At 73.7% G+C, this 17,432-nt stretch carries 22 protein-coding genes and 2 tRNA genes; 8 read left to right on the top strand and 16 right to left on the bottom strand.

Going from position 1 to position 17,432, the window contains the following annotated elements:
* Nucleotides 1-66 precede the first annotated feature (66 nt).
* The 3 genes from argG to cspE all read right to left on the bottom strand — a co-directional run bounded on the left by argG (nucleotide 67) and on the right by cspE (nucleotide 2,273).
* A complete protein-coding gene (gene argG, locus GPA02_RS11985) occupies nucleotides 67-1,500 on the bottom strand; it encodes an argininosuccinate synthase (protein WP_156200288.1) in 1,434 nt (477 codons plus the stop codon).
* Between the two features lie 109 nt (nucleotides 1,501-1,609).
* Nucleotides 1,610-1,792 carry a hypothetical protein gene (locus GPA02_RS11980; RefSeq protein WP_156200287.1) on the bottom strand — a complete coding sequence of 61 codons (183 nt, stop codon included), beginning with the start codon at nucleotides 1,790-1,792 and terminating at the stop codon, nucleotides 1,610-1,612.
* A 277-nt stretch (nucleotides 1,793-2,069) separates the two neighbouring features.
* Nucleotides 2,070-2,273 (bottom strand): transcription antiterminator/RNA stability regulator CspE, encoded by a 204-nt coding sequence (gene cspE, locus GPA02_RS11975; protein ID WP_156200286.1) that lies wholly within the window; start codon nucleotides 2,271-2,273, stop codon nucleotides 2,070-2,072.
* Nucleotides 2,274-2,486: 213 nt separating this feature from the next.
* On the opposite strand from cspE, the gene GPA02_RS11970 reads away from it, so the two are divergent.
* Together GPA02_RS11970 and GPA02_RS11965 are read left to right on the top strand one after the other, a co-directional pair.
* Entirely contained in the window at nucleotides 2,487-2,828 is a 342-nt protein-coding gene (locus tag GPA02_RS11970; protein ID WP_156200285.1) for a PadR family transcriptional regulator, read from the top strand.
* Nucleotides 2,825-3,439, top strand: coding sequence for an HAAS signaling domain-containing protein (locus tag GPA02_RS11965; protein WP_156200284.1), 615 nt, complete (start codon nucleotides 2,825-2,827; stop codon nucleotides 3,437-3,439). The genes GPA02_RS11970 and GPA02_RS11965 overlap by 4 nt, the downstream gene beginning before the upstream one ends.
* Nucleotides 3,440-3,442: 3 nt before the next feature.
* Here GPA02_RS11965 and GPA02_RS11960 read toward each other — a convergent pair whose 3' ends face one another.
* The 5 genes from GPA02_RS11960 to GPA02_RS11940 form a co-directional block, all read right to left on the bottom strand.
* Nucleotides 3,443-4,273 carry a phosphotransferase family protein gene (locus GPA02_RS11960; RefSeq protein ID WP_156200283.1) on the bottom strand — a complete coding sequence of 277 codons (831 nt, stop codon included), beginning with the start codon at nucleotides 4,271-4,273 and terminating at the stop codon, nucleotides 3,443-3,445.
* A 150-nt stretch (nucleotides 4,274-4,423) separates the two neighbouring features.
* Nucleotides 4,424-4,496: transfer RNA gene (locus GPA02_RS11955), tRNA-Lys, on the bottom strand.
* A 93-nt stretch (nucleotides 4,497-4,589) separates the two neighbouring features.
* Nucleotides 4,590-5,576: a GNAT family N-acetyltransferase gene (locus GPA02_RS11950; RefSeq protein WP_156200282.1), complete on the bottom strand. Its 987-nt coding sequence runs from the start codon at nucleotides 5,574-5,576 to the stop codon at nucleotides 4,590-4,592.
* 47 nt (nucleotides 5,577-5,623) lie between these two features.
* Nucleotides 5,624-6,061: an SRPBCC family protein gene (locus GPA02_RS11945; RefSeq protein WP_156200281.1), complete on the bottom strand. Its 438-nt coding sequence runs from the start codon at nucleotides 6,059-6,061 to the stop codon at nucleotides 5,624-5,626.
* On the bottom strand, nucleotides 6,058-6,399 hold the full coding sequence (locus GPA02_RS11940; protein WP_156200280.1) for an ArsR/SmtB family transcription factor: 342 nt from the start codon (nucleotides 6,397-6,399) through the stop codon (nucleotides 6,058-6,060). Before GPA02_RS11940 ends, GPA02_RS11945 begins: the two co-directional genes overlap by 4 nt.
* Nucleotides 6,400-6,475: 76 nt before the next feature.
* On the opposite strand from GPA02_RS11940, the gene GPA02_RS11935 reads away from it, so the two are divergent.
* Nucleotides 6,476-7,432 carry an ATP-grasp domain-containing protein gene (locus tag GPA02_RS11935; protein ID WP_156200279.1) on the top strand — a complete coding sequence of 319 codons (957 nt, stop codon included), beginning with the start codon at nucleotides 6,476-6,478 and terminating at the stop codon, nucleotides 7,430-7,432.
* Between the two features lie 33 nt (nucleotides 7,433-7,465).
* On the opposite strand, the gene GPA02_RS11930 is transcribed toward GPA02_RS11935, so the two are convergent.
* Nucleotides 7,466-8,071, bottom strand: a complete 606-nt coding sequence (locus GPA02_RS11930) for a TetR/AcrR family transcriptional regulator (protein ID WP_156200278.1) — start codon at nucleotides 8,069-8,071, stop codon at nucleotides 7,466-7,468.
* 78 nt (nucleotides 8,072-8,149) lie between these two features.
* On the opposite strand from GPA02_RS11930, the gene GPA02_RS11925 reads away from it, so the two are divergent.
* The gene (locus tag GPA02_RS11925; RefSeq protein WP_156200277.1) at nucleotides 8,150-8,905 is read left to right on the top strand and encodes an SDR family oxidoreductase; all 756 of its coding nucleotides are present in this window, start codon (nucleotides 8,150-8,152) and stop codon (nucleotides 8,903-8,905) included.
* A gap of 92 nt (nucleotides 8,906-8,997) precedes the next feature.
* On the opposite strand, the gene GPA02_RS11920 is transcribed toward GPA02_RS11925, so the two are convergent.
* Nucleotides 8,998-10,155, bottom strand: coding sequence for a helix-turn-helix transcriptional regulator (locus GPA02_RS11920; protein WP_156200276.1), 1,158 nt, complete (start codon nucleotides 10,153-10,155; stop codon nucleotides 8,998-9,000).
* A 123-nt stretch (nucleotides 10,156-10,278) separates the two neighbouring features.
* On the opposite strand from GPA02_RS11920, the gene GPA02_RS11915 reads away from it, so the two are divergent.
* Nucleotides 10,279-10,674 (top strand): RidA family protein, encoded by a 396-nt coding sequence (locus GPA02_RS11915; protein ID WP_156200275.1) that lies wholly within the window; start codon nucleotides 10,279-10,281, stop codon nucleotides 10,672-10,674.
* A gap of 60 nt (nucleotides 10,675-10,734) precedes the next feature.
* On the opposite strand, the gene GPA02_RS11910 is transcribed toward GPA02_RS11915, so the two are convergent.
* From GPA02_RS11910 to GPA02_RS11890, 5 genes are all read right to left on the bottom strand, one after another.
* A tRNA-His gene (locus GPA02_RS11910) sits at nucleotides 10,735-10,810 on the bottom strand.
* A gap of 84 nt (nucleotides 10,811-10,894) precedes the next feature.
* Nucleotides 10,895-11,542, bottom strand: coding sequence for an oligoribonuclease (orn, locus tag GPA02_RS11905; RefSeq protein ID WP_156200274.1), 648 nt, complete (start codon nucleotides 11,540-11,542; stop codon nucleotides 10,895-10,897).
* A gap of 33 nt (nucleotides 11,543-11,575) precedes the next feature.
* Entirely contained in the window at nucleotides 11,576-12,706 is a 1,131-nt protein-coding gene (locus GPA02_RS11900; RefSeq protein WP_156200273.1) for a hypothetical protein, read from the bottom strand.
* 112 nt (nucleotides 12,707-12,818) lie between these two features.
* Nucleotides 12,819-13,580: an HAD-IIA family hydrolase gene (locus tag GPA02_RS11895; protein WP_204986600.1), complete on the bottom strand. Its 762-nt coding sequence runs from the start codon at nucleotides 13,578-13,580 to the stop codon at nucleotides 12,819-12,821.
* Nucleotides 13,581-13,671: 91 nt separating this feature from the next.
* Nucleotides 13,672-14,175, bottom strand: coding sequence for a hypothetical protein (locus GPA02_RS11890; protein WP_156200269.1), 504 nt, complete (start codon nucleotides 14,173-14,175; stop codon nucleotides 13,672-13,674).
* A 128-nt stretch (nucleotides 14,176-14,303) separates the two neighbouring features.
* Here GPA02_RS11890 and GPA02_RS11885 point away from each other — a divergent pair, with 128 nt between their 5' ends.
* From GPA02_RS11885 to GPA02_RS11875, 3 genes are read left to right on the top strand one after another with little or no spacing between them, the layout of a single operon-like run.
* Entirely contained in the window at nucleotides 14,304-14,897 is a 594-nt protein-coding gene (locus GPA02_RS11885; protein WP_156200267.1) for a molybdopterin-dependent oxidoreductase, read from the top strand.
* Nucleotides 14,894-15,655, top strand: coding sequence for an FAD-binding oxidoreductase (locus GPA02_RS11880; RefSeq protein ID WP_156200265.1), 762 nt, complete (start codon nucleotides 14,894-14,896; stop codon nucleotides 15,653-15,655). Before GPA02_RS11885 ends, GPA02_RS11880 begins: the two co-directional genes overlap by 4 nt.
* A complete protein-coding gene (locus GPA02_RS11875; protein ID WP_156200263.1) occupies nucleotides 15,652-15,906 on the top strand; it encodes a DUF6510 family protein in 255 nt (84 codons plus the stop codon). Before GPA02_RS11880 ends, GPA02_RS11875 begins: the two co-directional genes overlap by 4 nt.
* A gap of 6 nt (nucleotides 15,907-15,912) precedes the next feature.
* On the opposite strand, the gene mgtE is transcribed toward GPA02_RS11875, so the two are convergent.
* Entirely contained in the window at nucleotides 15,913-17,271 is a 1,359-nt protein-coding gene (gene mgtE / locus GPA02_RS11870) for a magnesium transporter (RefSeq protein WP_156200262.1), read from the bottom strand.
* Nucleotides 17,272-17,432: the final 161 nt, after the last annotated feature.

The following is a 17,432-nucleotide window of genomic DNA, read 5'->3' as shown; positions in this document are numbered from 1 at the left end:
CGCCATGCTGCCCGATCGCCGTCGGCAGCGGATCCCCACGCCGGGGGAGCGGCCGCAGTGGGGGCCTCAGTCGGTGCCGAACTCCATCGCGGCGGCGTCCAGCGCGTCGTCGACGGCGTCGACATCGGCCAGCTCGGGGTTCGCGGCGATCGTCTCGCCGCCGCCTGCGGGCAGTGTGCCGAGCAGGGTGCCGTGCTCGACGAGCAGCTGCCCCTGGTCGTGCGGCTGGCCCGCGTAGAGCTCGAGCTTGCTGCGGGAGTCGGCGATGTCGAGGTTGCGCATCGTCAGCTGCCCGATGCGGTCGGTGGGGCCGAACGCGGCGTTCTCGGTGCGCTCCATCGACAGCTTGTCCGGATGGTAGGAGAAGTTCTCGCCGCGTGTGTCGACGATCGTGTAGTCGTCGCCGCGGCGCAGCCGGATCGTCACCTGCCCGGTGACGACCGAGGCCACCCAGCGCTGGATCGACTCGCGCACCATGAGCGACTGCGGGTCGAGCCAGCGGCCCTCGTACAGCAGCCGCCCGAGGCGCCGGCCCTCGTTGTGGTAGCTGGCGATCGTGTCCTCGTTGTGGACGGCGTTGAGGAGCCGCTCGTAGGCGATGTGCAGCAGCGCCATGCCTGGGGCCTCGTAGATGCCGCGCGACTTCGCCTCGATGATCCGGTTCTCGATCTGGTCGCTCATGCCGAGTCCGTGCCGGCCGCCGATGGCGTTGGCCTCGCGGACCAGCGCGACCGGGTCGAGGTCGCGGCCGTTGATCGCGACCGGCCGGCCGCGCACGAAGGTGATCGTGACGTCCTCGGAGGCGATCGCGACGTCGTCGCGCCAGAACGGGACGCCCATGATCGGCTCGACGGTCTCGAGCGAGGTGTCGAGGTGCTCGAGCGTCTTCGCCTCGTGGGTGGCGCCCCAGATGTTGGCGTCGGTCGAGTAGGCCTTCTCGGCACTCGCGCGGTAGGGCAGGTTCCGCGCCGTCAGCCACTCGCTCATCTCCTGCCGGCCGCCGAGCTCCTCGACGAACGCGGCGTCGAGCCACGGCTTGTAGATCCGCAGCGCGGGGTTGGCGAGCAGCCCGTAGCGGTAGAACCGCTCGATGTCGTTGCCCTTGAAGGTGGAGCCGTCGCCCCAGATGTAGACGTCGTCCTCCGCCATCGCGCGGACCAGCAAGGTGCCGGTGACCGCGCGCCCGAGGGGGGTGGTGTTGAAGTAGGTCTTGCCGCCGCTGCGGATGTGGAACGCGCCGCACGCGAGCGCGGACAGGCCCTCCTCGACCAGCGCGGCCTTGCAGTCGACCAGTCGCGCGATCTGGGCGCCGTACTCGTGCGCGCGGTCGGGGACGGTCTCGATCTCGGGCTCGTCGTACTGGCCGAGGTCGGCGGTGTAGGTGCAGGGCACCGCGCCCTTCTCGCGCATCCACGCGACGGCGACGGAGGTGTCGAGACCACCGGAGAAGGCGATGCCGATGCGCTCACCGGCGGGCAGGGACGTCAGAACCTTGGACACGTTGAAAAAATATACAGGTCACTGTATAACGCGTCGAGGCCGGTGGCTGTCGGGTCGCTCACACCGCCCGCCGGCGTCAGGCGCGGCGGCGAGACGGCGGGGCCGGCGGTCAGCGGGTGGCGGGCCGGGCGGGGCGCAGCGTCGTCGGCGCCGCTGCCGTCGCTCGGGGTCGGCGCCGACGGCTGGGGGTCGCGGTGCCGCGCTCGGCGCGCCGGCGCCACAGCTCGGCCTCGCGCTCGATCTCGGCGGTGCGCTGCTGGGCGAGACGTTCGCGGGTGAAGGTGGTGAGCATCGTCGGCTCCTGTCGTGGTGACCGTGCTGGTGACACCGACGACGATGCTCGCTGAGGGGGTGGTGGCGGCATCGGGCAGCCGCCTACTCCTCGGGTGCGCCCGCCCCTGAGGGACGCCTCGTACGGCCTGAGGGGTGGTCGCCGCTGCCCTGAGGGGTCACGGGCCGGCTGAGGGATGCGCCGTCGTCGGCGACGCGGCCCCCAACGCGAACGCGCACCCCACCACGAGGGTGGGGTGCGCGTCGACTCGCAGTGGGCTAGGCCCGGGGAGCGTTGCTCAGAGAGCGCGGATGTCCTGGGCCTGCGGGCCCTTGGGGCCCTGCGCGACCTCGAACTCGACCTTCTGGTTCTCCTCGAGGGAGCGGTAGCCGCTGCCCGAGATCGCGGAGAAGTGGGCGAAGACGTCGGCGCCGCCGTCGTCGGGGCTGATGAAGCCGAAGCCCTTCTCGGCGTTGAACCACTTCACGGTTCCAGTAGTCATGGTGTCTCCTTCAGGATCTGCCGCACGCCTTGCCGGTGCGGCCGCCACGGTGTTCGTCCGTCAGACCCTCGAAAGAGAAAGGCGCCCGTTCCACGAGGACCGGGCGCCTGAAAAGACGTCGATGCACTGCAACTTCGGGAACAACCCTACCCGATCCTCGGCCGCTGCGCGAGCCCTGGTGGTCGCGACCACGTTCCTGCTACCATGCGACGCATGGTACCCAGCGAGGACAGCATCCTCACGAACCTGCGGCGCGGGGCGCTGGAGTACTGCGTGCTGGCGTCGTTGCGCGAGGGTGAGGCCTACGGCTTCGACATCGCGCGTCGGCTCGTCGCCGACGGCGTCCTCATGGGCGGGGAGGGCACGCTCTACCCGCTGCTCGCACGACTGCGCAAGGCCGGCCTCGTCTCGACGAGCTGGCAGGAGTCCGACGCGGGTCCGCCGCGGCGGTACTACGCGATCACCGACGACGGCGCCCGCGCCCTCGACACCTTCCGGCGCGCCTGGACCTCCTTCCGGGACGCCGTCGACCTCACCCTGGAAGGCCCACGATGAACGGCACCACCGACCGCACCCGGCAGTACCTGGACGACCTCGCGCGGATGCTCGACGCGCTCGACCCGCAGGAGCGCGCGGACGTCCTCGACGGCGTCCGCGACCACGTCGACTCGGCGCTGGGCGCGCTCGGTCACGAGCCGACCGCGGCGGACGTCGACCGCGTGCTCGCCGAGCTCGGCAGCCCCGGGGACGTGGCGCGCGAGGCGCTCGCCGGCCGGGCCCCGGTCGCGCCCGTCGTTGCGCCGGCGGCCGCGCGGCCCGCGCTCGCCGGCATGTGGGTGCCACCCACCGTCGTCGGTCTCGTGCTGCTCGGCGCCGCGTTCAGCGTGTTCGTGCTGCCGCTCGCGCTGCTGCTCGCAGGGCTGGTGCTGCTGTGGTTCTCGCCGCTGTGGACGCCGCTCGAGAAGGCCCTCGGCACGATCCTGCCGGTGCTCGGCGTCGGCGCGGTGCCGCTGGGCAGCCTGCTGGTGTTCCGCGCCGACACGCCCAGCCAGAGCGGTATCACCCTGTGGGGCGTGCTGCTGCTCGCGCTGCTGGTCGCCGGCCTCGTCACGCTCGTCGTGCTCGCCGTCCGTGGTGGGCGCCGCGCGCGCGGGTGGGCCGCCTGAGGATCAGGCCGGCACCGCCGCGAGCCAGGTCAGGAAGGGCTCGCGGAACGTCGTGACGACCTCGTGCGCGTCGCTGCCGGTCTCGGCCGCCGCCGCGAGCTCGACGACGGTCCACGCCTTGGCCAGCAGCACGTCCTCGACGCGCGGGGCGGCCGCTCCGTAACCGGCGACGACGGCCTCGGCCGCCCGGCGGTCGGGCAGCCCGGGCAGCAGGATCGCGAGGTCGACGGCGGGGCTCGCCACCGTGACGCGCTCGAGGTCGAGCAGCACGGGTGCGCCGTCGGGCGCGAGCCGCCAGTTGCGGGGGTTGGGGTCGCCGGAGACGACGCCGCGGGGCTCGAACAGTGCGGCCGACCGGCTGGCGAGCCGGTCGAGGCGGTCGGAGGTGGCGCCGTCGAGCGCGAGAGCCCGTGTCGCGGCGTCGGTGAGGTCGCGGTCCCAGCGCGGCCGGTACCGGCCGGGCAGGGCCAGCACCGGCTCGACCGGCGCGGCGTGCAGCCGGCGCAGCACCGCCAGCACCTCCGGGTCGGCGCCCCAGCGCTCCTGGGGCAGCGGGTCCGGCAGGTGCTCCATGACGAGCCAGGGGCCCTCGGCCTCGACGACGGCGTGCAGCCGTGGCGTGCGCACGCCGAGCCGTGCCAGGCCGGGGGCGAGGTCGCGCATCACCGCGACCTCCGCGGCCGGCGCCGGGCCCTTGACGACGACGGTGGCGCCGTCGCCGTGCAGCGCCACCACCCGGCGGCCCGACAGGCCGCCCAGGGTCTCGCCGCGGCGCGGCTCGCCGACGACAGCTCGGGCTGCGGCCAGCACGGCCTCGGGCACGTCGACGTCCATGAGCCTCCGTCTCGTCGGGGCGCCCGGTCGCGCTCAGCCGGCGCGCGGGTCGCGCAGCCCGATCATGCCGTCCACGGGAGGGGGCCGCACCGCCCGCCGGGTACGCAGAAGGCCCGCGTCCTGCTGCTGCAGGTCACGGGCCCTTGCTAGTACGCCCCCTGGGACTCGAACCCAGAACCCAGTGATTAAGAGTCACTTGCTCTGCCAATTGAGCTAGAGGCGCTAGCCGACGAACGAGTCTAGCGCACCCCTGAGACTGCTCGGTGCGCTCCTGACGTGGCGCGGACCACACTCCCCGACGGTGCCTGGCGACGTGTCAGTCGAGCGTGCGCTGGTAGTCGATCGACCGGCCCATCACGCGGTACCCGAGCTGCTCGTTGACCGCGATCATGAACGAGTTCGACTCCGCGTTCCAGGTGTCGACGGTGCGCACCTGCGGCTCGGCCTCGAGCAGCCGCTGCATCATCGTGCCCTTGAGCACGAGCCCCAGCCGGTGCCCGCGGTGCGCCCTCGCGACGGTCGTGTCGTGCTGGTGCGCGCGGTGCGGTCGCTCCTCCTCGACGGCGACGATCGTGTGCCCGCCGAGCTCACCGGTCCCGCGGTGCCGGGCCACCACGTGGTGCAGCCGCATCCCCGCGGCCTCCTGCGCGGTCTCATAGCCCCGGATCCGCTCGGCGGAGAACACCTCGTCCTCGATGTCGAGGTCGTCGGTGGGGGCGTCGTTGATGTCGCCCCACAGCGCCACCATCGGCTCCATGAGGTCGTCGGGGACGGCGCCCGTGAACGCGAGCACCTCGTAGTCGGCGGCCTTGGTGGCCGCGGCCTCGGCGACCTGCTCGGCCCAGCCGCTCGGCAGGTCGTCGAGGTGCTGACGGCGCTGGATCCCCTGCGAGGCGCGTCGGTAGCCGTGCCGTGTCGCGAAGCCGTCGGTCCGCTCGGACTCCCAGCCGCCGATACCGACCTTCGGGCGGGCCTCCGCGCGGGCGACGTCCTCGAGATGGGCGAGCATCGCGCTCCCGTGGCCGCGGCGCCGGTGCTCCGGGTGCACCTCGACGCCGAACCAGGCGTGGTCGAGGTTGTCGTGGTGCGAGGTCCAGATGCTCGCGAGCGCGACCGGTTCGCCGCCGTCCAGACCGACCCAGAACCGACCGGGCTCGCCGTCCCAGCCGTGTGTCATCGCGCACCGGAGCTGGCGGACCGTGCGCGGCTCGTTCCACGGGTCGTCGGAGGCGACCACCGCCGCACGGAAGGATGACAGCTCCTCGACGAGGTCGTCGTCGGGTCGCAGAACCTCGATGTCCATGCGAGAAGGGTGCTCCTGCGCCGACCCGACGGCACAGCTGATTTCCGTCAGTGCGACAGGTGCGGCGGCAGCCTGTCCATGACGTCGTTCCAGCCCTGCTCCGCGCCACCCTCGGCGACGTGCTCGGTCGAGGTGTGGCGCACGGTCACGCGGGTGCCGGGCCCGTCGGGCTCGAAGGTGACCTCGACGAGGTCGACGACGGCGTCGTCGGCGGCGGTCGGTTCCGCTCCCGTCGTCCAGATCCACGTCATCGCCAGCCGGTGCGGCGGCTCGACCACCGTGAGCTCGCCGGTGACGCCGAAGCCGGCCGCGGCGCTGTGCATCCGGTAGTGGCCGCCGGCACGGACGTCGAGGTCGTAGGTGGTGTCAGGCCACTGCGGCCACCACCACTGCGCGAGCTCCTCGGGGTCGACCCACGCCGCGAAGGCGCGCTCGGGCGGGACCGGGACGGACCTGCTGATCGTGATCGTGGTGGCCTCGCTCATCGGCGCTCTCCTTCGTGCTCCGTGCCGCCGCCCAGGTGGGCGGCGAACCTGTCGAGGTGGTTGCTCCACAGCAGCCGGGTGCGTCTCGCCCACTCCAGGAGCGGGTCGAGGCTGCCGGGCACGAGCGTCACGGTGACGACACGCCCGTCCTTGCGACGGGTCGCCAGGCCGCCCGCGACGAGCCGGTCGACGTGCTTGAGCGTGGCGGGGACGCTGACGTCGAGGAGCGCGGCGAGCTCGGTGATCGTGGCCGGTCCCGACTCGAGCCGTTCGAGGAGCCGACGGCGCGGCGCGCTCGCGATCGCCTGCGCAGCGGAGTCGAGGGCGGTGGCCGTCATACGGTGACGGTAGCAGACATGTAACCAATAGGTTAAGTGATCGGAGGGGTCGGATCGGTGCCGGTACGGTTCGGATGTGCCTACCCCGCGTATCGCCCTGGTGACCTGCTCGGAGCTGCCGGAGCTCGACCCGGAGGACCAGCCGCTGATCGGTGCGCTGGCCGACCGCGGCGCGGAGGCGAGCGCCGTCGTCTGGGACGACCCGGACGTCGACTGGTCCGACTACGACCTGGCCGTGATCCGCTCGACCTGGGACTACACCACCCGGCACCGCGAGTTCCTGGAGTGGGCGGCGTCGGTGCCGCGTCTGGTCAACCCGCCGAACGTCATCCGGTGGGCGTCGGACAAGCACTACCTGCAGGGGCTGGCCGACCACGGCCTGGCGGTCGTCGAGACGACGTGGCTGGAGCCGAGCCGCAACTTCGACAAGCGGGCGCTCCACAACCGCTTCCCGGCGCGCGAGGACTTCGTCATCAAGCCGGCCATCTCGGCCGGCTCGCTCGAGACCGGCCGCTACACCGCGACCGACGCCGACTCCCGCCGGTTCGCGATCGAGCACGCCCACCGGCTACTGAGCGAGGGTCGTTCGGTGATGGTGCAGCGCTACCTGCCCGAGGTCGACGCCGCCGGCGAGGCCGCCCTCATCTTCCTCCACGGCACCTTCTCGCACGCCGTCCACAAGGACGCGATGCTGGCGCCGGGGGAGGAGGTCGTCGGCGAGGGGGACACCCTCTACAAGCCCGAGTCGATGTCGCCCTACCGGGCGAGCGCCGTCGAGATCGAGGCCGCCCAGAACGCGCTGGCGTTCGCGCGGGCGCGCATCCCGGGCCGCAGCCCCGCGAGCCGGCCGCTGCTGTACGCGCGGGTCGACCTCGTGACGCCGCGCTCGGGCGACCCCGTGCTCATGGAGCTCGAGCTCGTCGAGCCCTCGCTGTTCTGCTCGCTCGCCCCCGGGGCGCTCGACAGGTTCGCCGACGCGATCATGGCCGAGCTGCGGATGGGTCCGGACACCCACAACATCGCGCTGGCCTGAGCCGGCCGCCCGGCGGCCGGCGACGCCGGCGCGTCACGGCAGCGCCGAGGCGGCGACGCGGGCGATGCTCTCGAGCTCGCGGCGGGTGGCGCCGTCGCGCGCGCGCTGCACGAGGCCGCTGAGCACCGACATCACGTAGCCGGCCAGGGCCGCGGCGTCGACATCGGGTGGGAGCGCACCCGCGGCGACGTCGACCTGGATCCGTTGCCTGAGGCGTGCCGCCTTCCGCTCGCGGATGCGCGACATCGCCGCGCGCACCTCGGTGTCGTCGGTGCCCGCGTCGCCGCTCGTGACCAAGCAGCCCCGCGGCAGCCCGCGACGGGTGTACCGCGCCGGAGCCTCGGCCAGGATGCGTCGCATCGCCAGCGTCGCCGTGGCCTCCTCCTCCAGAGCCGTGTCGATGAACTCGCCGTACCGCCGCTCGTAGACGTCCAGGGCCTCGTCGAAGAGGGCCCGCTTGCCGCCGAAGGCGTTGTAGAGGCTGGGCTGCCCGATCCCGAGCTCGTCGCTGAGCTCGCGCACGCTCGTCGCCTCGTACCCCTTCCGCCAGAACAGCCGGATCGCCTGGTCCAGGGCCGCGTCCCGGTCGAACTCGCGGGGCCGGCCCCGGGACGTCCCGCCTGCCGTCGTCGGAGCCACGGGCCTGATTGTAGATCGATCGCTACAGAATTTGGTAGCGTCGAGTTGTCTAGCGGTCGCTACAGAAGGGATGACGGCGTGAGACGTCTCGACGGGAAGACCGCGCTAATCACGGGCGCGGGGCGTGGGATCGGCCGCGCTGTCGCCATGCGTCTGGCGTCCGACGGTGCGCGGGTGGCGGTGCACTACGGGTCCAGCGCCGATGCCGCGCGCGAGGTGGTCGAGGCGATCGAGGCGCAGGGCGGGTGCGCGATCGGCCTCCAGGCGGACCTCGGGGCGCCAGGGGGCGCCGCAGGGCTGTGGGCCGCGTTCGACGAGCACGTCGGCGACGGCGTCGACGTCATCGTCAACAACGCGGGTGTGCTGGGTCCTCGGGTGCCCTATCCCGAGGTGACGGAGGCCGAGCTCGACGAGGTGCTCGCCGTCAACACCAAGGCCCCGTTCTTCGTCGTCCAGCACGGCCTGAGCCGGCTTCGCGACGGCGGACGCGTCGTGAACGTCTCGACCTCTCTCACCCACGGCTCCCGCAACCCCGACCTGTTGGCCTACTCGATGTCGAAGGCTGCGATCGACGCCTTCACCGCGGTGCTCGCGAAGCATCTCGGGCCCCGGGGCGTCACCGTCAACGCGGTCGGCCCCGGCGCGACGGCGACCGACATGAACGCCGCACGGCTCGCGACACCGGAGGGCCGGGAGGCCATCGCCTCGCGGTCCCCGCTGGGTCGGGTGGCGCAGCCCGAGGACGTCGCCGACGTCGTGGCGTTCCTCGCCTCCGACGACGCCCGCTGGGTGACCGGCCAGTGGATCGACGTCAGCGGGGGTGCGCTGCTCTGACGCCGCCGGCGGGTCGGCACGGGGCGTCGCGCCTCTCGCCCGCTCGTCCTCGCGGCTCGGGGCTCGTGGCGGACCGCGCGAGCCGCGTCGGCTCACCCGAGCTCGCGGGCGAGGTCGCCACCGGCATCATCGCCGCCGCCGCTGCCGGGGCGCTCGCCGCGCACCTCACCGGCTCCTGGCGCGTCGTGCTGCTCGGCATCGCGATGCCGTGCGTCACGGCCGTGGCCGCGGCCCGCACGGGCGGGCTCCTGCGCGCGCGGGCTCTGGCTGTGCCTGGCCGGCGCTGAGCCGTTGTATCGCGCGAGCATCTCGCTCGCCCGCTGGGCGAGCGCGACCCGCAGCTCCACCGGGCCGAGCGCTTCCGCCTCCGTGCCCAGCCGCCACAGCGCCCAGACGGCGTGACGCAGGTCGTCGACGACGACCTCCAGACGCGACCAGCCCTCGCCGTCCTGCGCCGCGGCACGGACCGCGCGCACCGTGTCGAGGAGCTCCTCGCGTCGCTCGTCGCGGACGCGGACGTCGACCACCAGGCTCTTCCCGGCGAGGAACCGTGCGCTGCGCTCGGACCACAGCCGTCGGAGGTCGACGTCGTCGCTGCGGGCGGCCGGCTCCGGGAGCATCTGCGCGGCGACGACGCGCGAGAGCCGGTAGGTGCGGTCCGCCCCGTCACGGCTGGCGAGCAGGTAGGTGCGCCCGCGGACGGTCACCAGCCCCAGCGGGTCGACGACGCGCTCGCGCGCCTCGGCGCCCGGTGCCGCGTGGCGCAACCGCAGCCGGCGTCCCGCGAGCGCGGCGCGCCTGACCTCGTCCATGACAGCCGCCGGGACGGCCTCGGTCGCGGCGGGCCGGGCGAGCAGGTCGGAGCCGGGCTCGACGAGGATCCGGCGCGTGGCACCGGCCAGCTCGTCGCGGTGACCGGCCGGCAGCGCGTCGACGACCTTGCGCACCGCCGAGGCCAGCGCCGGGCTCAGCCCGAGCAGCGGGTCGGACCGGCGAGTGGTGGCGGCCAGCAGCGCGAGCGCCTCGTCGTGCGTGAGGCCGGTCAGCTCGGTCCGGAAGCCCGGCAGCAGCGAGAAGCCGCCGTGGCGGCCCCGGTCGGCGTAGACGGGCACCCCGGCGCTGGAGAGCGCCTCGACGTCGCGCAGCACCGTGCGTGTGGAGACCTCGAGCTCGGCCGCGAGCTCGGCGGCCGTCATCCGGCCCCGCTGCCGCAGCAGCAGCACCAGGGAGACCAGGCGGTCGGCGCGCACCGTCCCAGGGTCTACCAGAAAGGGTGACACAAGGTGTCGTGCTTCGTCGGGACGCTGGTGCTGCGGGTGCCCCGAGCGCGCGGCGAGCGGCGCCGCCGGGGGCACCCGCACGAAGGAGGAACGATGGAGCGAGTGGCGGTCAACCCCGTCTCGTGGTCGCTGGGGCTGGGCTTCAACCAGGGTGAGGTGGTCTCGGGCGCGAGCCGCACGCTGTACGTCTCGGGGCAGGCGGCGACCGCCGTCGACGGACGTCCCACGCACCCCGGCGACATGGGCGCACAGCTCGGCGTCGCCGTCGACAACCTGGAGGCGGTGCTGCGGGAGGCGGGCATGACGCTGGCCGATCTCGTCCGCGTCGCCGTCTACACGACCGACGTCGACGCTCTGATGCCCGAGTACGGCGTGCTGGCGGGGCGGCTGGCAGCCGCGGGGGTCGCTCCGACGACGACGATGCTGCAGGTCGAGCGGTTGGCGATCCCGGGCCTCATGGTCGAGCTCGAGGCGATCGCCGTCGCCTGACGGCGGCGAGCCCGGAGACGACGCGAGGTGCGGACCCGATCGGGTCCGCACCTCGTCCGCTGGGGTGAGTAACGGGGCTTGAACCCGCGACCTCCTGGACCACAACCAGGCGCTCTACCAGCTGAGCTATACCCACCATGCGCACGCGACGTGGGGCACCCGCGTCACGCGACGACGGCCAGTGTACCGGGCCGCGAGGGTGCTCAGGACGTGCGCCGCGTCACCCCGCCGCGCCCGCCGACGGCGGCAGCACGGTGCGCGAGGACAGCACCTCGGCGGCGACGCGCTTGGCGGTCGCGGAGTCCGGCCCGGGGTCCGGCGGGAACAGCACCGCGCGGTAGTAGCGCAGCTCGTCGATGCTCTCGAGGATGTCGGCGAGGGCCCGGTGCCCGCCGGCCTTGGCGGGCGCGTTGAAGTACGCCCGCGGGTACCAGCGGCGCGCCAGCTCCTTGATCGAGGACACGTCGATGATCCGGTAGTGCAGGTGCTGCACCAGGTCCGGCATGTCACGGTCGAGGAACGTCTTGTCGGTGCCGACCGAGTTGCCCGCGAGCGGCGCCTTGCGCGGCTCGGGCACGAACTGCCGGATGTAGTCGAGCGCCTGCTCCTGGGCGTCGGCCAGCGGGATGCCGTGCTCGAGCTCGTCGATGAGCCCGGAGGCCGTGTGCATCTCCCGCACCACCGGCAGCATCGTGTCGACCACGCCCGGCGGCGGCGCGATGACGAGATCGATGCCCCCGCCCAGGGGCTTCAGCTCGGAGTCGGTGACGACGACGGCGATCTCCACCAGCGCGTCCTTGGCCAGGTCGAGCCCCGTCATCTCGCAGTCGACCCACACGATCGCGTCCGTTGCACTCACCCGGGTCACCTTAGTCAGCGGTCGTGACGGCGGTCGTCGCGGTCACCGGTGCGCGAACGGCAGGTCGCGGCTGACGTAGAGGTCGAACACCACGCGCGGGCCCACGCCGTCGGGCAGCGACAGGTCGAGCACCACCACCGGGCCGTCGCGGTCGACGCCGTCGAGCGTGAGCAGCTCCGACAGCGGCTGGCGGCTGACGAGCGTGTCGCCCTCGGCGAACATCGCCTCGAACGCCGGCGCAGCCGACTCCGCGGCCTCCTCGGACCCGAAGTGGTAGGCGATCGCGACGTCGGCCGCGCCGTCCTCGACGCCCCACCCGATGCCCACGGTCCGGAACGGCTCGGGCGGCAGCACCGCGCCCAGGTCGGCCTCGAGCGCGGCCACCTGCTCGGGCGAACCGGTCTCGCCGAGCGCGTCGGCGAGCGCCATCGACGATCCCGTCGCGAGCGCGGCGGCGACGACGTCGGCGTCGTCGAGGGCCGACGCCACGGCGCCCAGCTCGTCGTGGTCGGCCAGCGTCCGCTCCGGCCCGGCGACCCAGTCGGCGACCGCGGTCGTGCCGGGGGAGGCGGCGACCAGCCCGGGCCGCTCGGCGAGGCGCAGCGGCATGCCGAGCGGTCGCGCGACCGTCTGGTTCGCGACGTCGGTGGCGAGGTCCTCGCCCTCGCCGGCCGTGACGACGCCGTCGGCCACCTCGGGCAGGTCGTCGCGCAGGGCGCCGTCCAGGTCGCCGGCGACCACCGCGAACGTCGCGGGCGGAGTCGACTGCTCGACGAACGCCTCGGCGTCGAGCACCGAGAAGCCGAGCTCGTCGGCGAACTCCTCGTGCTGGAGCAGCCGGGGCGCGTTGAAGAGCGAGGCGATCGGCACGAACACGAGCGCCTCCTCGGCGCCCGGGCCACCCGTCAGCGGTCCGAGCCAGTCCACCAGGGCCTGGCCGTCGAGGTCATCCGGGCGCTCGACGCCGGCCGCCTCGCTCGCCGTGACGAGGTCGCCCGCCTGGACCAGGACCGTGGCGTCGGGCGCGGCGGCGGGCAGCTGCGCGAGCGCACCCTGCACCGACCACGCGGAGCCCGAGCCCCACCCGCCGTCACCGCCGTCGCTGTCGCACGCGGTCACCGTCACCAGCAGCGCCGCGGCCAGCAGGCCGGCGGCGTGACGGGTCCTCGGCATCGGTCCTCCGCTCCGGCGCGAGGCCGTGTGCGGCCCGGACGGCGGCACCCCCGAGCGGTCCCCGCGCCGTCACGACCCTAGCGGGCGGGGGAGCCGCGCCGTCGGGCCGGCGTCAGAGCACCGCGTCGGGGTCCGACGCCAGCGGCACCAGGTCGGCGATCGAGTCGACGACGCGCGTGGGCCGGTAGGGGAACGTCTCGACCTGCCCCGGCCGGGTGGAGCCGGTCCGCACGAGCACGGTGCGCAGGCCCGCCTCGAGGCCGCTGATGACGTCGGTGTCCATGCGGTCGCCGATCATCACGGTGGTCTCGGAGTGCGCCTCGAGCTGGTTGAGCGCCGAGCGCATCATCAGCGGGTTCGGCTTGCCGACGTAGTACGGCGTGCGCTGCGTGGCCGTGCTGATGAGCGCGGCGACGCTGCCCGTCGCAGGCAGCGTGCCCTGCAGGCTCGGTCCCGTCGGGTCGGGGTTGGTGGCGATGAAGCGGGCGCCGCCCTCGATGAGACGGATCGCCTTCGTGATCGCCTCGAACGAGTAGGTCCGGGTCTCGCCGAGCACGACGTAGTCGGGGTCGGTCTCGGTCATGACGTAGCCGACGTCGTGCAGGGCGGTCGCGAGACCGGCCTCGCCGAGCACGAAGGCGCTGCCGCCGGGGCGCTGGTCGTCGAGGAACCGCGCGGTCGCCATCGCGGAGGTCCAGATCGCCTGCTCCGGCACCGGGATGCCGCTGCGGCGCAGCCGCACCGCGAGGTCGCGCGCGGTGTAGATCGAGTTGTTGGTCAGCACCAGGAAGCGGCGGCCGCTCTCCTGGAGCGCGGTGATGAACTCGGCGGCGCCGGGGATGGGGGAGTCCTCGTGCACGAGGACGCCGTCCATGTCGGTCAGCCAGGTCTCGATCGGGCGCTGGTTCGTCACGAGCACATCGTGGCAGGAACCGGCGGTGTCCGCGCGCCCCGCGGCCCGACCCTCAGCCGCAGCCGCCGGTCTGCTCGGCGGGAACGGGGCCGTCGACGGGTGTGTCCCACAGGAACGTCACGACGAGATCGCCCTCGGGACCGTCGCCGACCAGCTCCACGGTCCAGGTCCCCGCAGGGCCGACGGGTTCGAGGCGGTGCGTGGTCGCCGTCTCCCGGGAGAGGTTCGTCAGGATGTGGCGCGGGCAGTCGTCGGTCGTGCTCTCGACGAGGGTGGCGCGGAACCACCAGCCCTCGTGCGGGAAGGTGATCTCGACGGCGTCGGGCGAGCCGATCGAGGCCGGGTGGTCGGGCGGTGCGCCGTCGGCGCAGCCGCCGGACGTCGCGTCCGTCCAGCACCAGGCCCAGGCCTGGAGCGCGAGCTCGGTGCCGTCGCCCGCCACGACGACGGTCGGGGGCTCGCCGAGCACGTCCCCGTCCTCGGCGTCGTCGGGCGTGGCGGCGCACCCGGCCGCCACCAGCAGCGCAGCGGCCGCCAGGAGCCGGCCGACCCTCATGACCGGAGTATGGCGGCACCGGTGCGTCTGCGGCGCAGATCCCAGATCCCTCGAACCCCCTGGTCGAGGGCGGTGGCCCGGGAGTAGCGTTCGGCGCATCCCAGCCGGGCGCGAGGACGGAGCGAGCGGTGGACATCGTGACGCGAGGCTTCTCGGGGCGGCGCCGTGACCGCGACGAGCGGCTGCCGCCCGGTCAGACGCTGGTGTCGGACTGGCCGGTCCTCTCCGCCGGCCCCACCCCGCACGTGCCGACCGAGGAGTGGTCGCTGACGATCCGCGACGAGACCGGGACCGAGCACCGGTGGAGCTGGGACGAGCTGCTCGCGCTCGGTGTCGAGGACGTCACGGTCGACATCCACTGCGTCACCCACTGGTCGCGGCTCGGGATGAGCTGGAGGGGCGTCAGCCTCGACAGGCTGTTCGCCGACGTCGAGACCACCGACGACTACGTGATGGCCCACTCCTACGGCGGCTACACGACCAACCTCCCGCTCGAGGACCTGCTCGACGGCAAGGCCTGGATCGCCGTCGAGGCCGACGGCGCGCCCCTGACCGCCGAGCACGGCGGACCCGCGCGGCTGCTGGTGCCGCACCTGTACTTCTGGAAGAGCGCCAAGTGGATCCGCGGGTTCACCACCATGCCCACCAACGACCCCGGGTTCTGGGAGCAGAACGGCTACCACATCCACGGCGACCCCTGGCTGGAGGAGCGCTACTGGTGAGCGTCGAGACGGCGCCGGTTGCGCGCCGGGGCCGGCCCCGCCCCGCGTGGTACGTCGCCACCGTCGCCGAGGTCCGCCCGGAGACGCCCACCGCGACCCGGCTGCTGCTCGACGTGCCCGGCTGGCCCGGCAGCGACCCCGGCAGCCACCTCGACCTGCGGCTCACCGCGCCCGACGGCTACCAGGCCACCCGCTCGTACTCGATCGCCCGCTCCGGGCCCGGCCACGTCGTCCTCGCCGTCGACGAGGTGCCCGACGGCGAGGTGTCGCCGTTCCTCGTGCGCGACGTCCGCGCGGGCGACGTGCTCGAGGTGCTTGGGCCGCTCGGATCGTTCTTCCACTGGCGGCCGGGCGAGAGCACCCGGCCGGTGCAGCTGGTCGCGGGTGGCTCCGGGGTCGTGCCGCTGTACGCGATGGCGGTCGCGCACGACGCCGCGGCGGACCGGACCCCGTTCCGGCTGCTGTACTCGGTCCGCACGCCCGAGGACGTGTTCTTCCGCGCCGAGCTCGACGCGCTCGTGGGGGAGACGTTCCGGCTCGACCTCGTCTACACCCGCCGCGCTCCCGCCGGGTGGTCGGCACCGGTCGGGCGGGTGACTCGCGACGCGCTCGCCGCCGTGACCGTGCCGGCGACCGAGCGGCCCCGCGTCTACGTGTGCGGCTCGACCGGCTTCGTCGAGACGGTGGTGCCCTGGCTCGAGGAGCTGGGGCACGCGCAGCAGGACATCCTCACCGAGCGCTTCGGAGGCGTGCGATGACCCACCTGGACGGCAACGTGCTCGCCGGTGCCCTGGCCGAGGTGCTCGTGCCCGAGGTCACCGGGCTGGTGTGCCGCTGCGGCGGCTGCGGCGCCGACGCCGCGCTCGGGCAGGCCGTCGTGTACACCGATGCCCCGGGGCTGGTGGCGCGCTGCGCCTCGTGCGACCACGTGCTCCTCACCCTCGTGGACGCCGGCGACCGCCGCTACCTCAGCCTGCGCGGGGTCGACGTCGTCGTGCTGGAGCGCTGAGCACGCTCAGATCTGCAGCACCGCCTTCGCGACCAGGAAGTAGACGACCAGCCCGGTGGCGTCGACGAACGTCGTGATGAACGGGTTGGAGAACACCGCCGGGTCCACGCGCACCGTCCGCGCGACCACCGGCATCATGCCCCCGACCGTCGCCGCCATCGTGCACACCGCCAGCATCGTCAGCCCGATGACCAGACCGACGCGCGCGTCGTAGACGAGCGAGGTGACGGCGAGCCCGAGGCCGCCGAGCAGCGCCCCGAGCGCGAGCCCCACCCGCAGCTCGCGCCCGACGATCCGGGCGACGTCGCGCGGCCGCACCTCCTGCAGCGCGAGCGCGCGCGTGACGGTCGTGGCGGCCTGGTTGCCGGTGTTGCCGCCGGTGCCGATCAGCAGCGGCACGAACAGCGCGAGCACCGTGACCTGCTCGAGCGTCGCCTCGAACAGCGACAGCACCTGCACGGTCAGCGTCGCGCCGACGGCGAGCACCAGCAGCCACACGACGCGCGAGCGGACGATGCTGAGGATCGGCGTCGACAGGTACGGCCGGCGCAGCGGCTCGGCACCACCCTGGCGCGCGACGTCCTCGCTCTCCTCCTGCTCGAGGATGCGGACGGCGTCGTCGATCGTGAGGATCCCGACCAGCCGCGACTCCCGGTCGACGACCGGCAGCGCCAGCAGACCCTGGTCGGTGCAGCGGCGCGCCGCGTCCTCGGCGTCCTCGTCGGCCGCCGCGACGAGGGCGTCCCGCATGAGCTCGGCGACCGGTGTCGCGGGGTCGGCCCCGAGCAGACGACGCAGGCTCACCACCCCCACGACGCGACGGCCGCCGTCGAGCACCGGCAGCGTGTAGACGGTCTCGGCGTCGTCGAGGCGGTCGCGGACGCGCTGCAGCGCCTCCCCGGCGGTGTGGTCGAGCCGGGCCGAGACGTACTCGGGGCTCATCCGGCGCCCGATGGCGCCCTGCGGGTAGCCGAGCACCGCGGACGTGCGGCGGCGCTCGCGGGGCGAGAGGCCACGCAGCAGCCTCGGCGCGAGCGAGGCCGGCAGCTCGTCGAGCAGCCACGCACGGTCGTCGGGCTCGAGCGCGGCGAAGATCTCGGCGACCTCGGCGTCGCGCAGACCCTGCACCAGCTCGCCGCGCAACGAGGGCGGGAAGCTCTCGAACACCTCCAACGCCCTGCCCTTGGGCAGCAGCCGGAAGGCGATCGCACGCTGCTTGGAGCTCAGCCGCTCCAGCGTCGCGACGAGGTCGTCGTGGCCGGCGTCGGCCATCGTGGCTCGCGCGGCGGCGAGGTCCTGCTCGCCGAGGGTGCGGCGCAACCTCTCGTCGAGCGCGGTGACGTCCAGGGTCTGGTCGGTGTGCACGGCACCTCCTTCGGGGTACGGCGGCTGACGGCGATGGGGCGGTCGTCGGCGCGGCACAGGCCGACGGCGCGGCGCCCGCGACGACGCGGCGGGCGCGGTGGCACCGGGCGACCGGGAACGGTCGCGCAGCGGGGGAGACGGCGCGGGAGGCCGGCTCAGGC

Origin of the sequence: Actinotalea caeni (assembly GCF_009733795.1) — a bacterium.
Taxonomy (GTDB): domain Bacteria; phylum Actinomycetota; class Actinomycetes; order Actinomycetales; family Beutenbergiaceae; genus Pseudactinotalea; species Pseudactinotalea caeni.
Note: the sequence above shows the minus strand (reverse complement) of the source record. Positions and strands in the feature narration are given on the sequence as shown.

What these genes read in the sequence shown, in the direction of transcription:
- GPA02_RS11980 (WP_156200287.1), bottom strand. Translation starts at nt 1,792, where the DNA reads ATGCTCACCACCTTCACCCGCGAACGTCTCGCCCAGCAGCGCACCGCC.
- cspE (WP_156200286.1), bottom strand. Translation starts at nt 2,273, where the DNA reads ATGACTACTGGAACCGTGAAGTGGTTCAACGCCGAGAAGGGCTTCGGC.
- GPA02_RS11970 (WP_156200285.1), top strand. Translation starts at nt 2,487, where the DNA reads ATGGTACCCAGCGAGGACAGCATCCTCACGAACCTGCGGCGCGGGGCG.
- GPA02_RS11965 (WP_156200284.1), top strand. Translation starts at nt 2,825, where the DNA reads ATGAACGGCACCACCGACCGCACCCGGCAGTACCTGGACGACCTCGCG.
- GPA02_RS11960 (WP_156200283.1), bottom strand. Translation starts at nt 4,273, where the DNA reads ATGGACGTCGACGTGCCCGAGGCCGTGCTGGCCGCAGCCCGAGCTGTC.
- GPA02_RS11950 (WP_156200282.1), bottom strand. Translation starts at nt 5,576, where the DNA reads ATGGACATCGAGGTTCTGCGACCCGACGACGACCTCGTCGAGGAGCTG.
- GPA02_RS11945 (WP_156200281.1), bottom strand. Translation starts at nt 6,061, where the DNA reads ATGAGCGAGGCCACCACGATCACGATCAGCAGGTCCGTCCCGGTCCCG.
- GPA02_RS11940 (WP_156200280.1), bottom strand. Translation starts at nt 6,399, where the DNA reads ATGACGGCCACCGCCCTCGACTCCGCTGCGCAGGCGATCGCGAGCGCG.
- GPA02_RS11915 (WP_156200275.1), top strand. Translation starts at nt 10,279, where the DNA reads ATGGAGCGAGTGGCGGTCAACCCCGTCTCGTGGTCGCTGGGGCTGGGC.
- GPA02_RS11900 (WP_156200273.1), bottom strand. Translation starts at nt 12,706, where the DNA reads ATGCCGAGGACCCGTCACGCCGCCGGCCTGCTGGCCGCGGCGCTGCTG.
- GPA02_RS11895 (WP_204986600.1), bottom strand. Translation starts at nt 13,580, where the DNA reads ATGGACGGCGTCCTCGTGCACGAGGACTCCCCCATCCCCGGCGCCGCC.
- GPA02_RS11890 (WP_156200269.1), bottom strand. Translation starts at nt 14,175, where the DNA reads ATGAGGGTCGGCCGGCTCCTGGCGGCCGCTGCGCTGCTGGTGGCGGCC.
- GPA02_RS11875 (WP_156200263.1), top strand. Translation starts at nt 15,652, where the DNA reads ATGACCCACCTGGACGGCAACGTGCTCGCCGGTGCCCTGGCCGAGGTG.